The sequence below is a fragment of the Neobacillus sp. NPDC093127 genome (genome assembly GCF_044754175.1).
GTDB lineage: Bacteria > Bacillota > Bacilli > Bacillales > Cytobacillaceae > Neobacillus.
In genome coordinates this window covers 95,092-108,005 of the sequence record NZ_JBIVOP010000005.1, presented here as the reverse complement: position 1 = coordinate 108,005, position 12,914 = coordinate 95,092, and the positions used below count along the sequence as shown (strand labels likewise).

At 38.4% G+C, this 12,914-nt stretch carries 15 protein-coding genes; 3 read left to right on the top strand and 12 right to left on the bottom strand.

Annotated features, from left to right (window positions below; translation table 11 throughout):
- The first annotated feature begins 19 nt into the window (after nt 1-19).
- A complete protein-coding gene (locus ACIQCO_RS09045; protein WP_400427594.1) occupies nt 20-820 on the top strand; it encodes an alpha/beta hydrolase in 801 nt (266 codons plus the stop codon).
- Between the two features lie 50 nt (nt 821-870).
- Here ACIQCO_RS09045 and ACIQCO_RS09040 read toward each other — a convergent pair whose 3' ends face one another.
- The 3 genes from ACIQCO_RS09040 to ACIQCO_RS09030 all read right to left on the bottom strand — a co-directional run bounded on the left by ACIQCO_RS09040 (nt 871) and on the right by ACIQCO_RS09030 (nt 3,420).
- Nucleotides 871-1,305 (bottom strand): hypothetical protein, encoded by a 435-nt coding sequence (locus tag ACIQCO_RS09040; protein WP_400427592.1) that lies wholly within the window; start codon nt 1,303-1,305, stop codon nt 871-873.
- 259 nt (nt 1,306-1,564) lie between these two features.
- Nucleotides 1,565-2,227, bottom strand: a complete 663-nt coding sequence (locus ACIQCO_RS09035) for a response regulator (RefSeq protein WP_400427589.1) — start codon at nt 2,225-2,227, stop codon at nt 1,565-1,567.
- On the bottom strand, nt 2,224-3,420 hold the full coding sequence (locus tag ACIQCO_RS09030) for a sensor histidine kinase (RefSeq protein WP_400427587.1): 1,197 nt from the start codon (nt 3,418-3,420) through the stop codon (nt 2,224-2,226). The genes ACIQCO_RS09035 and ACIQCO_RS09030 overlap by 4 nt, the downstream gene beginning before the upstream one ends.
- A gap of 188 nt (nt 3,421-3,608) precedes the next feature.
- Between ACIQCO_RS09030 and ACIQCO_RS09025 the strand changes: the two genes are divergently transcribed.
- Nucleotides 3,609-4,418, top strand: coding sequence for a CPBP family intramembrane glutamic endopeptidase (locus tag ACIQCO_RS09025; RefSeq protein ID WP_400427586.1), 810 nt, complete (start codon nt 3,609-3,611; stop codon nt 4,416-4,418).
- A 74-nt stretch (nt 4,419-4,492) separates the two neighbouring features.
- Here the strand turns inward: ACIQCO_RS09025 and ACIQCO_RS09020 are convergent, their stop codons facing one another.
- Entirely contained in the window at nt 4,493-5,650 is a 1,158-nt protein-coding gene (locus ACIQCO_RS09020; protein ID WP_400427583.1) for a DUF4317 domain-containing protein, read from the bottom strand.
- 163 nt (nt 5,651-5,813) lie between these two features.
- Here ACIQCO_RS09020 and ACIQCO_RS09015 point away from each other — a divergent pair, with 163 nt between their 5' ends.
- The gene (locus ACIQCO_RS09015; protein WP_400427581.1) at nt 5,814-6,500 is read left to right on the top strand and encodes a hypothetical protein; all 687 of its coding nucleotides are present in this window, start codon (nt 5,814-5,816) and stop codon (nt 6,498-6,500) included.
- A 254-nt stretch (nt 6,501-6,754) separates the two neighbouring features.
- On the opposite strand, the gene ACIQCO_RS09010 is transcribed toward ACIQCO_RS09015, so the two are convergent.
- From ACIQCO_RS09010 to cobD, 8 genes are all read right to left on the bottom strand, one after another.
- Nucleotides 6,755-7,816 carry a glycosyl hydrolase family 18 protein gene (locus ACIQCO_RS09010; protein WP_400427579.1) on the bottom strand — a complete coding sequence of 354 codons (1,062 nt, stop codon included), beginning with the start codon at nt 7,814-7,816 and terminating at the stop codon, nt 6,755-6,757.
- Between the two features lie 320 nt (nt 7,817-8,136).
- Nucleotides 8,137-8,484, bottom strand: a complete 348-nt coding sequence (locus ACIQCO_RS09005) for a hypothetical protein (protein WP_400427577.1) — start codon at nt 8,482-8,484, stop codon at nt 8,137-8,139.
- Between the two features lie 200 nt (nt 8,485-8,684).
- Nucleotides 8,685-9,515: a cobalamin-binding protein gene (locus ACIQCO_RS09000; RefSeq protein ID WP_400427574.1), complete on the bottom strand. Its 831-nt coding sequence runs from the start codon at nt 9,513-9,515 to the stop codon at nt 8,685-8,687.
- Nucleotides 9,516-9,552: 37 nt separating this feature from the next.
- Nucleotides 9,553-9,981, bottom strand: a complete 429-nt coding sequence (locus ACIQCO_RS08995; RefSeq protein WP_400427571.1) for a bifunctional adenosylcobinamide kinase/adenosylcobinamide-phosphate guanylyltransferase — start codon at nt 9,979-9,981, stop codon at nt 9,553-9,555.
- Nucleotides 9,936-10,571 carry a histidine phosphatase family protein gene (locus ACIQCO_RS08990; protein WP_400427569.1) on the bottom strand — a complete coding sequence of 212 codons (636 nt, stop codon included), beginning with the start codon at nt 10,569-10,571 and terminating at the stop codon, nt 9,936-9,938. Before ACIQCO_RS08990 ends, ACIQCO_RS08995 begins: the two co-directional genes overlap by 46 nt.
- On the bottom strand, nt 10,523-11,281 hold the full coding sequence (cobS, locus tag ACIQCO_RS08985) for an adenosylcobinamide-GDP ribazoletransferase (RefSeq protein ID WP_400427568.1): 759 nt from the start codon (nt 11,279-11,281) through the stop codon (nt 10,523-10,525). The genes ACIQCO_RS08990 and cobS overlap by 49 nt, the downstream gene beginning before the upstream one ends.
- On the bottom strand, nt 11,281-11,829 hold the full coding sequence (locus ACIQCO_RS08980; protein WP_400427565.1) for a bifunctional adenosylcobinamide kinase/adenosylcobinamide-phosphate guanylyltransferase: 549 nt from the start codon (nt 11,827-11,829) through the stop codon (nt 11,281-11,283). The genes cobS and ACIQCO_RS08980 overlap by 1 nt, the downstream gene beginning before the upstream one ends.
- Nucleotides 11,826-12,911, bottom strand: a complete 1,086-nt coding sequence (gene cobD, locus ACIQCO_RS08975; protein ID WP_400427563.1) for a threonine-phosphate decarboxylase CobD — start codon at nt 12,909-12,911, stop codon at nt 11,826-11,828. The genes ACIQCO_RS08980 and cobD overlap by 4 nt, the downstream gene beginning before the upstream one ends.
- Nucleotides 12,912-12,914 lie beyond the last annotated feature (3 nt).

Here is a 12,914-nt window from a genome sequence, read left to right as displayed (position 1 = left end):
TTGAAATGAGGTTGGAAGAATGTTAGAAAAATTCCCTGTTTATATGACAGCTTTTAAGCAAGAAAGAATGATTAGCGTATACCTTCCGGAAAGCTACAATAATGAAATTAAACGATATCCCGTCCTCTATATGCATGACGGGCAAAATGTTTTTGAAGATGAAGGTGCAATTAAAGGAATATCCTTAGGGATGAAAGACTACCTAGATGAGAACGGTCTAGAAATCATCGTCGTGGGGATTGACCAAAATCCCGAGGGAGAGGAAAGAGTCAACGAATACTGCCCATGGGTGAATGGTGAAATCAGCAAACAAATATTAGGTTATGCCAGTCCATCAGGCGGGAGGGGTGAAGATTATCTAGATTTTCTGGTAAATGAACTGAAACCATTTATAGACCAGAAGTATCGGACGCTTAAGAACCATACTTCGATGGCTGGAATCTCATTAGGCGGTCTCATTTCGACTTATGCTGCCTGCCGTTATCCGTCTATTTTTAAAAGAATTGCAGCTATTTCGCCTGGTTTTTATCGAAACCAAGAGGAAATCGAGAATCTATTAAGGGCCTCCGACCTGTCCCCCATCGAGAAATTCTATATGGATTTTGGAACAAAAGAAGTCGGCGAAGATGATGAAATGAATAAGGTATTCCTCGATCTAACGAACCGAGTCGTTGACATTTTAAACGACAAAAAGGCAAATCTTCATTTTCAATTGATTGAAGATGCCGAACATGCCTATCTATTTTTTAGAAAAAGAGTCCCTGCAATATTATCATACTTATTTTCAGATATTGATATGAAAAGTGAAGGTGCACTTTAATTAATCTAAAAAGGTATGGCTGAATAAACGCCATACCTTTCCCTTTTCGATTACTTTCCGAAAAGGTTAAATTCGAAATTATCTGTAAGGGCATTTATGATGGTTGTCACGTCATCATGATTGGCGGTTCCCTTTTCCGCTTTTTCATGGATTCCTTCAAGTACTTCTTCTATTTCTTTCAGCTTTTTTACCACTACCTTCTTTACCTTTTTTGCTAAAAATGGAGCTTCTTCTTCTTTAAACTGGTCGATGGACTTCATAACGCGATCAATTTCTTTTACAATTAGCTCCTGGTCTTTTGATGTCAGGGTTTCTTTCTTTTCAAGTTGTTTCAATTTTTCCTTCGTCGAATCGAATTGATTGCCAAGTTCTTCTGCTTTATCAGCAAACTGCTCCGATTTGGACGTATCCAAACCAACATCTACCGAGCATCCAGTTAACATAAAGGCCACTATCATCATTGAGAACATCATTATTTTTTTCATTTACCTATACCTTCCTTCAGTTAAATTATAATTTTTTCCTAAAAAACTTAAACTTGAGCTGCTGATAATTCCACCCTTTGCAAATTGTTCATAACTTCATTTCTATTCCTCCTTGAATGCTCGACAGCCATAGCATCCAGCATTTCCCTCTTCATCACACCCTTAACTTTAAAGATAAAAAGTCACAACGAGAAGGTTCCATAAGTCACTAATGCGGTCACATTTAGTCATAAAAAATAAACCTCTCGCAGTGAAAGGTTTATTTTTTCGATATTAAGCTTTCGTCAATTGCTTTCATAATCGCCGATGACCTATTTTTAACATTTAACTTTGAATAGATGTTCGAGATGTAATTCTTTACCGTACCTAATGATAAAAACATCATCTCTGCAATGGCTTTATTGGCTAAACCCTGTGCTAAATATTTTAACACCTTCCGTTCCTGTTCATTTAATTGATAAGGATTATTGCTAGAAAGTTCGTGGTGATCCTGCATGGCAGACTCCCCGCTCATCGTTTGGAAAACTTCCTTCGCAAGCTGCTGCGGTACAAGGGAACCGCCATGGTAGACTAATTCAATGCCTTTTATTAAAAACTGCGGATCGACAGCCTTAAGGATATAGCCCTCCGCCCCGGCATTTAAAGCATTCCGGACAAAGGTAATATCTTGAAAGGTGGTGAGAATAATAACCTTCACTTCCGGCCAGCGTTCTTTAATTTTTTCGGTAGCCTGAACACCGTCCATAACCGGCATTTGAATATCCATTAAGATGACATCAGGCAGCAGGCTTTCACATAAATGAATGGCTTCCTCCCCATTTTCCGCCATGCTAATCACTTTAACGTCAGCGATGCTTTCCAAGACGATTCGTAAACTTTTTCGAATCAGTTCCTGATCTTCCACAATCATTATTTTTATCATATCGTTCTAATCTCCTTCTTTACCAACGGGATGGTACACGTGATTTTGGTTCCTTGATTCGCTTTGGAATGAATCTTGAAAGTGCCATGAAGCGCAGATAATCGATCATTCATCGAAACTAACCCAAATCCTGGCGTTAACTCATTTGAACCGATGCCATTATCCTGCAATTGAAACATAACCGACTCCTCTTGAAAAAATAACCTAGCGGTAACATGACTCGCTTCTCCATGCCGCTTTGCATTCGTTAGAGACTCCTGTAAACAGCGGATCAAGGTAAATTTAATCCTCTCTCCCATTCCCTGCTCGACACCTTCAATGGTAAAATCAACTTTTGTCCCGGTATGCTTCCTAAAATCATCGATAACACTATGGAAAGATACCGACAAGGGTTGATGGTCTTCCATCGGTGATAATTGATGGATTGTGTTTCTTACGTCATCTAATCCCTTTCTCGCCATGTCAGAAATTTCTATTATACTCATTTCTACTTCCACTTTATTTGCTTTTATCAGATAGGGCAGGGCATCCAAACTGGTGATTACGGATGTGAAGATATGCCCAACGGTATCATGCAAATCCTGGGAAACTCGATTTCTTTCCTCCATGATGGTCAATTCCTCAATTCTTTTCGAGTACTGCTCGAGCGTCCGATTTTTTTCTTTTATGGACTCAATCAACACTTTCATTTTATTGTTTAGCACAGTCACTCTTCCTAACGAAAAGCCGAACCCGTAGAAAATACAAATATTAATAAATTCACCGAAAATATTATTCTCAAATGTGAATAGACCCCCTTGCCATGCACCGGAAAAGAAAAGCGCCAACCCAATTAATGGGCCGATCCACACTAACGGTTTCCGTTGGCAAGCATAGGCAATGGTGATGAACGGGAGGTATAAAAAATCATAAATATCAGATTCACCAAACTGATTCATCAATAACAGAAACAAACTTCCTGTTAATAGGACTTCGGCAACAAGATAATAAGGAAATTTTATAAATCCAGGCCGGTAAAAGAGGTAGGGAACAAGGTAAATCGCAATAAACCACAGAAAAAACAGCCACTTTTTGGTGTCATCCGTGTTAACTTCGATGACCATACTTGCATTAAAATAAATCCAAAACGTTCGCACGAAAAAGAGAAAGGTATCGAGCCAATTCCATTTTCTATTTTCGATAGGTACCTTCACTTGCATCAACATCCTTTTAATAACTTCCTATTCTCTTATTATCTTATTTCCAAAATATTACTTCAAGAATTTTTTGCATAACTTGATGTTACTTATTTCTAGCTAAAGGTAACTTACCAATATGACTTTAAGTAAATAAAGTAAGTGTAAGCAATGCAAAACAAACAAATAGAAAAAGGATGATGAAAATGAAAGTAGGCTTAACACGAATTGTTACGATTTGCCTGATCAATTTTTTGCTCAATTATTTACTGTTGTTCCCATTAGGATTGTTTAAGTATATAGAGACCCAGGATCTATCCATGTTTGCTCTGATCGGTATTGTGGTGAGTGCCATTCCAGCGGTAGCCACACTGATGTTTTACAAATTTATTGATAAAAGACCCATAAGTACCTTAGGGTTTAAGATGAAAAAAGCAGACGTAGTTTTCTCAGTTCTTTCAGTAACAATTACGGTTGCTCTGTATTTTGTTTATATTCTTATTTCTTCACATGTTGGTGTCGTTTCAGCAGAATGGAATGTAGCGGCATTTTCTAAGGGTAGTTTTTATTTCCTTTTGTTCTTAACTTTTATCTCTTGGTTTATTGCGGCTTTTTATGAAGAAGTACTATTCAGAGGATATTTCGCAGCCAATCTAAAGTTTTTAAGCCCGGCAAAATTATATATCGTAACAAGTATTATATTTATGGTTTTCCATATTTTCAGAGGATTTCCCCTTATCGATAATGTAATTTTAATGGGGATGAGCTGTGTGTTTTTATATATTTACTTAAAAAGCGGATCACTGTTACCTTGTATTTTCGCCCATTTAATCTTTAATCTTACAAGCACACATCTCGTCGGAACAAGCGACATCGCCATCCTACAATATACAGGAAATCCCGGCATCCTAAACCTAATCATCATCATCACCTATGCAGTCGCCCAAATTATCCTAGCAAAAGCAATCTACCAAAATAAATATCCAGAAATCAACTTTGCCAAGCTCACAACATGAGTAAGGGTGTCAGGCACCATGTGAAAATTTCACATGGTGCCTGACACTTATCAAGAAACATGTTATGAAACCCCTTAAAGGGTCTTGGATTCCAGACGAAATCCTTCGACAACGACTTCTTCATCTACCTCCAGCAATAGGCACCGTTTTCCTTCGTATGTGATGTATTTTACATTTTTCAGGTCCTTCGGGTTGATGGTTACATCTGCCAATTTGGTACTAATTTTGATCGTTTTCGGAATTAAACTGCTTGCTTTAAATTCATGTTTTTCATCAGCTACGACACTTTTGAAAGCATGTTCCACTTTGGCAGTATCCACGTTTTCGACGCCGCTGACCGTTAAAATGCGTTCGATATCACGCTGATCTAAAGTTGGAGTTTCACTTTCTTCCTTTTCCTGATTCTCCTGTATCACTCGATCAATTTCCTCATATACATTCGAAATGACCGCGGAGTCCACTTCGTCACCGATTACTTCTTTTAAAATAAAGTCAAAACAGTCTTTATCGTCTTGGGCAGTCATAATGTCTTCACAATCAAGGACCTTTTCAATAAAGGTGAAATCCGGCTGATTCACTTTCCCTGCACAATAAAGAATATGGTTTACATCGGCAGCATTGTCATTGAAAGCAGGGAACAGAAACCCTGACAAAGGAGAGTCTAAATTAATAATCGGGTCAACGACGTTATAGGACTTGAATTCTTTTTCGATATAATCAAACAGCAAAGCTTTTTTCGGTAGATCGGTTCTATTAAGACTGCAAAGGATAAACTGATTAGAATATACCTCATCGTCCCCGCCTTCTTCAGATTCCAGATTCCTTTTCCTGGTCGGCTTCCGGTATTCTCCCCGAATAAATGTCACCACCGTATCAAATTCGTAAACAGCATGGGCAAACATTTTCCCGACGATTTCCAGCATGTTATCCTGCCAATCTTCCGAGTCCGCTCGTATTCCTTCAAAAAGGATTGTTTGTGTACTGTAGTCCACATCCCGACTAAATTTCAGTTCAAACAATTTGGCATCAAGATGGCCAGTCAAAACCTTTTTAAAGTTTGTTAAAAATAATTCTTGTGTTTCCTGCTCTAACAATTGAAATGGCCGACTAACTTGATGATAAATTTCGCCGGATTCTTTCTTCACATAAACATTGAAAATCTCTCGAATATCCATAAGATGATTGTCCAACTTAAATTGCTTGCGGATATTAGCGATGTCTTTTTTATTCATTTGTCTCAACTCCCATTCCTGATTATACCGTTTAGACAACAGAATCTCTAATTCTAATTTCCGTTAAGTGAAAGGCAATAATTTTGCAAAAAGTGTCTCTTTTATAATTGGCCCATTTCTTCTATACTATTAAAGTAATCTATAACAGATTGGGGCGCCTATCTTGAAAACAATTTTATCGATTATTTTATGGCTGCTCTCGCTTGTAGCTGTGCTAATTTTCACTTTCGCTTTTTTTATTTTCATCTCATTTATTCAAGTTAAGCTGATTGTGCCCGATAATTATATCTTGTGGATTTTCAAATTCCCTACTGCAAAATTGATATTCATTTATGAACTATACCCCATGTTTATTTTTTTCTGTTTATTTAATAAAGATTTCAGAAAGAGCTCTATCCGTTTTCTCAAAAGGCATCGAAAAATCTTTTTTCCTGTCTTTAGCATCTTTAACGTCATTTTATTGTATGTGATCGTCACGAACGTTGCTGTGATTACAAAAGATAAAATTATTGACTATTCCTTTCACTCTCCACAGGGAAACATTTACAGCTTCAAGGATATCAAAACTATTAATACGGGCTTGTATGGAAAAAAACAGTATTTGGGGCACTCAAAAGGTGATTTCTATTACATCATCGAATTAAAAGACGGTACTACAATCGATTTAGCTGAAGATGGCGGAACGATGAAGGACGAAGATCTCCGGTTTATTCTTGAAAGACTCGATAAACAATTCGTTCAAATGGGGATTCCCAAAAAGGCAAGTACGGCCAACTTTAACTACACCAAGAAGAATTTAGATAAAATCTATACCGATAAAATCCGAAATATTTTAGAAAATACTCCGTGATGGGAATCCAAAATGGGGTCAGCAATCTGCGGTGCTTTTTGTTTGAAAAAATAAAAAAGCACCGTCCGTTAACCTGAACTAGCGCTCTGCTTGGGTAGTGCCTGTCACTATTCTCCATTTATATCCATAATCGTTAATTTATGTGCTTCAGCATTCTCCTCATACAATATTTTTGATGTTCCAATCCTTAGTAGTATTTGCTACCTCTGCCAAGGAGAAAACCACCCTTTCTTTCCTACCTAAAACATTCAACATCATTTTTTTACTTTTATTTTCTCGGGTATAACCGTCCAGTATGTAGGATCTTCTAAGCCGAGTCGCCAAATCCCGATTCCTTGTAAGTTATATTTTTCCACAAGGTTTAGCTTAAACCGTAGACTTTTACTATTCTCAAACCATGCCTGGTGGCTATGGTTTTGTTCATCGACATAAGCGAAATGAGGTGTTTGCGAACGGGAGTCCCACAAAACTTCAGCTTTATATTTGGTTTTATTCCCCATTAACAGTGAATAGGAGCTATAGGAGCCTTTGTTTGCTGTTGTGTCCCAGTCCCATCCATAACCAGCGATACCTAGTAAAATTTTTGATGGTGGTACTCCTTTTTTCAAAGCATAACGAATTGTTGTTTCTGTCCAATCCACCGATGCCGTTGACCCGGGTGTTGTATTTGCGTTGTGTTCATCGTAGGTCATAATCATTAACCCATCTGCAGCTAGACCAAGCTTTGCGTAATCAAACCACGGTGACCACGGATTTGCACGCGAATCGCCAGTATTTGCCGGGACTGAAACCGTAACTACTTTTCCATCACGATGCAGCGCATCACACAATTTTTTTATCATCAAACTAAAGGAATCTCGGTCAGTCAAATACAAATTTTCTATGTCTATATTTACACCGTCATAACTGAACTGATTTATTTCATTTCGTAAATTCTGAATGAAAACATTGCGGTTATGATCGTTATTGATGACATTACTCGCCACTTGTTTGCCCTTCTCCATGGTTTCATAAAAGAGGTTGTGAACAACTAGATAAACCTTCAGATGTTTATCATGTGCTCTCTGGATAACCATTCTCTTATGATCTGCTGAAACTGAATCAATAAGACTCCCTGGACGCTTATCATCAAGCTTGTACCAAAATGGCGCAATGCTGCTTAAATTGGTGAATTGCGAATTAACTGTAGGTTGAGAACTTGGAAAATTTCCTTCCTGCTCTGTATAAAAACCTAAAACTTCACGAGGAGTTTTATTTTCTGGGCTAACTTCTTTTCTTTGTGTTTGATTGCAGGATGACAATAGTAAAAAGACCATGTTTAAAGAAATTATTGTGAATAACCGATAACCGTTTCGCGACATCTATTACACACACCCACTTCACAAATTTGTTTATTCTTAAGTTGGTGAGAAATATTGTAATTTATTCAAGTCATATTATCTTTATATCGTGGCACCTTTCAATCACTGACGCTCTCCCATCCAAAAATCGAGTGGGTTCCACCGTAAACTGTGTGTTGCCTGGCAGCATTGTTTTAAGTGGAACAAGAAACCGTTGAAGTAGGTCTATACTGCAAAAGGGCTCAGCATCTTGTTTTGAGTTTACATAATATATTTATGTTTAATAACTCTGTGCCTCACTTGCGCAATAATTGACTAATGTTCTTTAAGGTATATAGTCTGGCCGTAAAGAGGAATAATTCGTTGTAGTTATTGGTTACATATTCATCGATAATGGTGATACCTTGTCGAAATTGGTCAACAAGATAATAGGTGTACTTTTCATCCCAAGAAAACTTATTTATTCTAAGGAGCTCGTCGGCAATTATTTGAAACTTAAACTCTTCCATCCAGAGTTTAAGTTGATATATTTTATCTTTGTTTGTATAAAAGTTGGTTTCCGATTGATAAGCCCTTTGGACATATTGAATAAAATCATTAACATGTTCAGCCAGCATATTTGCTTTTTGCATCTCGAAGTTCATAAGCCCCTCTCCTTAATGTCTAAAAATTGATTGTGTTTCTAAGAAGAGTTTATGTTTTGGGACTATGTTGTAATACCAACTTATTACGGGTATTAATCTACTTCCCTGTCTCCGCCAATCGGTGAGTTTTTTTATAGGGTTATGAAATGACAAAAATCGGTAGCAATTACCCGAACAAAAGACTAGGCACAGGAACTGTTCTATAAATTACAGCCTTCTTCAAGTAAAGGATCATGATTTTCAACAAACGGCGGAAAGATAGAAGGGTGAAGGATACATGCTATCTTATTTAAACCAAGTAATAATCTAGGTGATGGTCTGCAAAATAAGGATTCCTCTAATATATATAACTGATTATTTTTAATAGCGTCCATTTGCCTCGAATCTGGACGTTTTAGAATTACTTTTGGATTAACCTTTTCCGTTTGTACACCAACCCATATAATGCAGATAACATCAGGATTTCTTCTTTTAACTTCCTCCCAATCTGTTTGGACACTGGCTTGAGTCTTATCTCGGAAAACATTCTTCCCTCCTGCAAGCTCACTAATTTCTGTTAACCAATTGGTAGCTCCCGGTGTAAAAATAGGTTTCGCCCACCATTCCCAATAAATCGTTTTCGGCTTTTCCACTTTCTTGGACAATGAAAGGTAGGTATCGAGCAGTTGATTGTATTTCTCGAATAAAAGCTTTGCTCTCTCATTGGTATTCGTCGCTTCGCCTACAACCAATAGGCTCTCTCCAACCTCTGATAAGGTCTTAGGATTTGGGACGATGATAAAGGGTATATTTCTCTTCTTTAGCTCTTCGATATTTCGCTCCATTCCAGGTACAGAAAGAGAGGCTAGCACTAAGTCAGGCTCCAGCTGTTCAACTTTGTCCATATCAATTTTCAAATCAGGACCGAGCCTTGGTAATCCCTGAATATCCTCCGGCCAATCGGAGAAGTCATCCACACCAATTAGCGTAGAGGTTAAACCTAAGTAAGCGACTAATTCTGTATTACTTGGACAAATGGAAATTAATTTCATCAATAACCCTCCCTATTTTTTCATCTAAATGAAAAAATTATTTCAGTCTACGTGCTAATCCATTCCAGACGTAGTCTACTTGATCTGAAAGCTGTGCTGCATCCTGGGCAATCCAGCCTGCAATATCTCTTAGCCTTCTATCCTTCTTTTGAAGCGGGACAATTCCTTTCCCCATTTCTAACATAATTAGAACAATTTTATTTTTTCTTCTTTGCTCCTCCTCGAAGAGTGTTTGAAAAAGAGCATTATATACGCTTCGAATGTCATCATTATTTTCACTAGTGGTAAGCTCATCGGCAATCCATTTTTCCCAGCCCTCAATCACTAATGTTGTCCCATGAAGCCAGCGGGTTTCCCAATCTTCTATCCGATCTTCTTGATAGGCAGACACCCAGCTGCATGTTCCTATCGTATCCTTTACTATTTTTCTTTTTCCTGAGAAGGCACCGCCGATAACGAGCTGCATACCCATTCCTCCTTTTGCCTTTGTAAGGTTAGTCGAATTCCCTGACCATGGGATATGGATAGATCCCAAAAAGACATCGACGGTACAAACCGCGAGACAAGATAACGGATAACGCCACCATGGGTCATTAGTAGAAATTGCTTTTTCCCATGGGGAGTGGTTTCCAAACTCTGTTTAAATAAGTCCTGAAAAAAGGAATCTATTCTGTTTTTGAATACATCAGATGACTCTCCATTGGGTATCGAGCCTTGCTCCCAATTATCAAGCCAATCCTGATACGTTTTATCGTCTTTTAACTCGTTGTACGTTTTTCCCTCCCAGTCGCCAAAGTTCACTTCTCGTAATCTAGCATCGACAGAAATGGGTACGGGAATGTTTAAAAACGCTAAGGTTTCCTGACAACGACGTAAATCACTTGTAAAGGCATGGTCAAAACGTTGTTCCATCAACTCTTTTTGAAGCATTTCAAGCTGAGTGAGTTCGCTTTTTATTATGCTTCGATCAGTATGTCCTAAATACCTTTTCTCCCGATTCCAATCGGTTATCCCGTGACGAACGAGAAATAAATCCATGTCATCGCAAGTCCCCATAACTCGCCTCCCTCTATTGCTGTACCTAATAAATCTCCATTTGTTCCTTTAAATAGATTTTTTACCCACGCTCCAAATAATCCAATAAACACAATGTATCCTGGCAGTAAATAAAGGAGGGCAGGTAAGAAGCATAATGGGAAAATTACTGAAATGATGGCAAACAAACAATCCTTTTGATTTATATTCTTCCGCCACTCCCATGCCAAGCCCTGTTGCTTTGCGGTAGGTAAATTGATCATTAAAACAACCGCTCCTAACCGGGAAAAAGCGAGAATGAAAATAAACGAATACAGAGGAATATCTGATTGTAACAAAAAATAAATCAACAGCGTTTTCCATGCTAGTAAAAACAGGAGGGCAATAATTCCAAAGCTTCCTACATGGGAATCCTTCATAATCTCCCACTTTCTTTCAAGGGGAGCATTCGAGCCTACTGCATCTGCGACATCCATCCACCCATCTAAGTGCAACCCCCCTGTTAACCATACCCATAAGGAAAGAATAAGGAAGGTCATAACAGCTAAAGGAAGATAGGATTCTAGTGACCATGCAATAGCGGTGAGGATGGAGCCAAGTACCGCTCCGACAAGCGGATAACTTCTGATTGCCCATCTACTTGTCGTTTTATTCCAAGGGCTTTGAAGGGGAATAGGGATCCTTGTCAGAAATTGGACAGCAAGTATAAAGCCAAAGCCTATTTGCATCATCACTTATCCCCCTTCCAATAAGTTGGAATCCCTGCCTGAACCCCTACTACTAGCTCTGATTGCTCGACAATGGTTTGGTGTAGTCGCTGTAAAGAATATATATATGTAAGGATTACTTTATCCGAAAAGGGAATCCCTTCATTCACATCATTGGAAACAATCAGCAAGTGAAATTGCTTTTCACGTGCCAGGCTTAACCAGCCGTTGACGGTCATTTCTGCCTTTTCCAAACTGTATTCCCGCTCAAACATGACATTACTTAACCATATGGTTAAACAATCTATGAGAATAACATCCTCTTTTTTGCAGGTTGAAAGAATCCGTTCAAGATCAAAGGACTCTTCAACTGTTTTCCATTCCTTTCCTCTGTCTTGCTGATGTATTTGAATGCGTTCGACCATCTCTTCATCACTTGTTTTTGCAGTAGCAATGTAATAAAGAGAGCCTCTTTGATTTTCCTCGTTGCCTTGGTTATATAATGAAAGAGCCGTTTGCTCTGAAAAATGACTTTTACCCGACCTCGCACCACCAGATATAAAGATAATCACGATTCCTCTCTCCAATTTTTGAGAATAGCTACCAATCGTTGATTCTCTTCCTTTGACCTGATTGCAAACCGTAGGAACTCCCCCTTTAGACCTTTAAAATTTTCCGTATGTCTTGGTAAGATTCCGTGTTTTACCAAAAAATAAAAAAGCTCCTCTGTTCGGTTTGGCTGCTTCTTATCTTGTAAAAGGTAAAAGTTTACCTGGGTTGGGGAAAGATAAAAATCCATTGGTGGTAACGCCTCAGATAAGTACTTGGATTGTTCACGAAGCCACGCTTTTGTATCCTCGACAAAGCTTTTATCTTCTAGTAGTTTTGGAACAGCAGCGTCCACTAACGAGTTAATACTCCATGGAAGTTGTTCATTTTTCAAAACGCGAATGATGCTTGGATGTGCCATCAGATAGCCTATTCTTAGCCCAGGGATTGTATACATTTTTGTTAACGAACGTAATAATATTAAATTTGGGTAAGAAGCTAGCCATTTCGATAGACTAGGAGTGGAGGCTGGCAGAAAATCGACAAAGGCTTCATCCACCACTACATATGTACCTGTTTTTTTACCTTCCGTTAGCAAAAGCTGCAAATCCTTTTCAGCGATAACCGTTCCTGTCGGGTTATTGGGGCGACAAAGGAAAATAACATCCTTTTCCTTTAGCTTTTCACGAATAAAAGGCATCGGTAAGGCAAATCCGTTTGTTTGCTCATAAAAAACATCTTCCACCTCGATATGGTAGTGCTTGCAGGCGCGTTCATATTCCACGAAGGTGGGCTGCACTATCAAGGATTTTCCTTTTTCGAAAAATTTTGCAACCAAGAAAATAGCCTCTGCTCCTCCATTTGTTAAAAGGATGCTGTCTTGTTCGATTTCTTCATGATTTGCAACGGCTGCACTGCTTTTGGAATATGATGGGTCTGGATAACAGGTAACGGTCTCATAATGATTTGTTAAGGTCTCCTTTAACCAGGAAGGTGGACCTAATGGGTTTAAATTCGCACTAAAATCGAGTAATTCCTCATTTATATTAATATCTAAAAGTTGCTTTATAGATTCTGACTTGCCACCATGGTTGGGCCACTTCATCAC

Bases quoted from the DNA above. Each gene is read 5' to 3' on its own strand.
- ACIQCO_RS09000 (WP_400427574.1), bottom strand. From the start codon at position 9,515: ATGAAATTAATTTCCATTTGTCCAAGTAATACAGAATTAGTCGCTTAC.
- ACIQCO_RS09005 (WP_400427577.1), bottom strand. From the start codon at position 8,484: ATGAACTTCGAGATGCAAAAAGCAAATATGCTGGCTGAACATGTTAAT.
- cobD (WP_400427563.1), bottom strand. From the start codon at position 12,911: ATGAAGTGGCCCAACCATGGTGGCAAGTCAGAATCTATAAAGCAACTT.
- ACIQCO_RS09040 (WP_400427592.1), bottom strand. From the start codon at position 1,305: ATGAAAAAAATAATGATGTTCTCAATGATGATAGTGGCCTTTATGTTA.
- ACIQCO_RS09035 (WP_400427589.1), bottom strand. From the start codon at position 2,227: ATGATAAAAATAATGATTGTGGAAGATCAGGAACTGATTCGAAAAAGT.
- ACIQCO_RS09010 (WP_400427579.1), bottom strand. From the start codon at position 7,816: ATGGTCTTTTTACTATTGTCATCCTGCAATCAAACACAAAGAAAAGAA.
- ACIQCO_RS09020 (WP_400427583.1), bottom strand. From the start codon at position 5,650: ATGAATAAAAAAGACATCGCTAATATCCGCAAGCAATTTAAGTTGGAC.
- ACIQCO_RS09025 (WP_400427586.1), top strand. From the start codon at position 3,609: ATGAAAGTAGGCTTAACACGAATTGTTACGATTTGCCTGATCAATTTT.
- ACIQCO_RS08995 (WP_400427571.1), bottom strand. From the start codon at position 9,981: ATGCAGCTCGTTATCGGCGGTGCCTTCTCAGGAAAAAGAAAAATAGTA.
- cobS (WP_400427568.1), bottom strand. From the start codon at position 11,281: ATGATGCAAATAGGCTTTGGCTTTATACTTGCTGTCCAATTTCTGACA.
- ACIQCO_RS08990 (WP_400427569.1), bottom strand. From the start codon at position 10,571: ATGGGGACTTGCGATGACATGGATTTATTTCTCGTTCGTCACGGGATA.
- ACIQCO_RS09045 (WP_400427594.1), top strand. From the start codon at position 20: ATGTTAGAAAAATTCCCTGTTTATATGACAGCTTTTAAGCAAGAAAGA.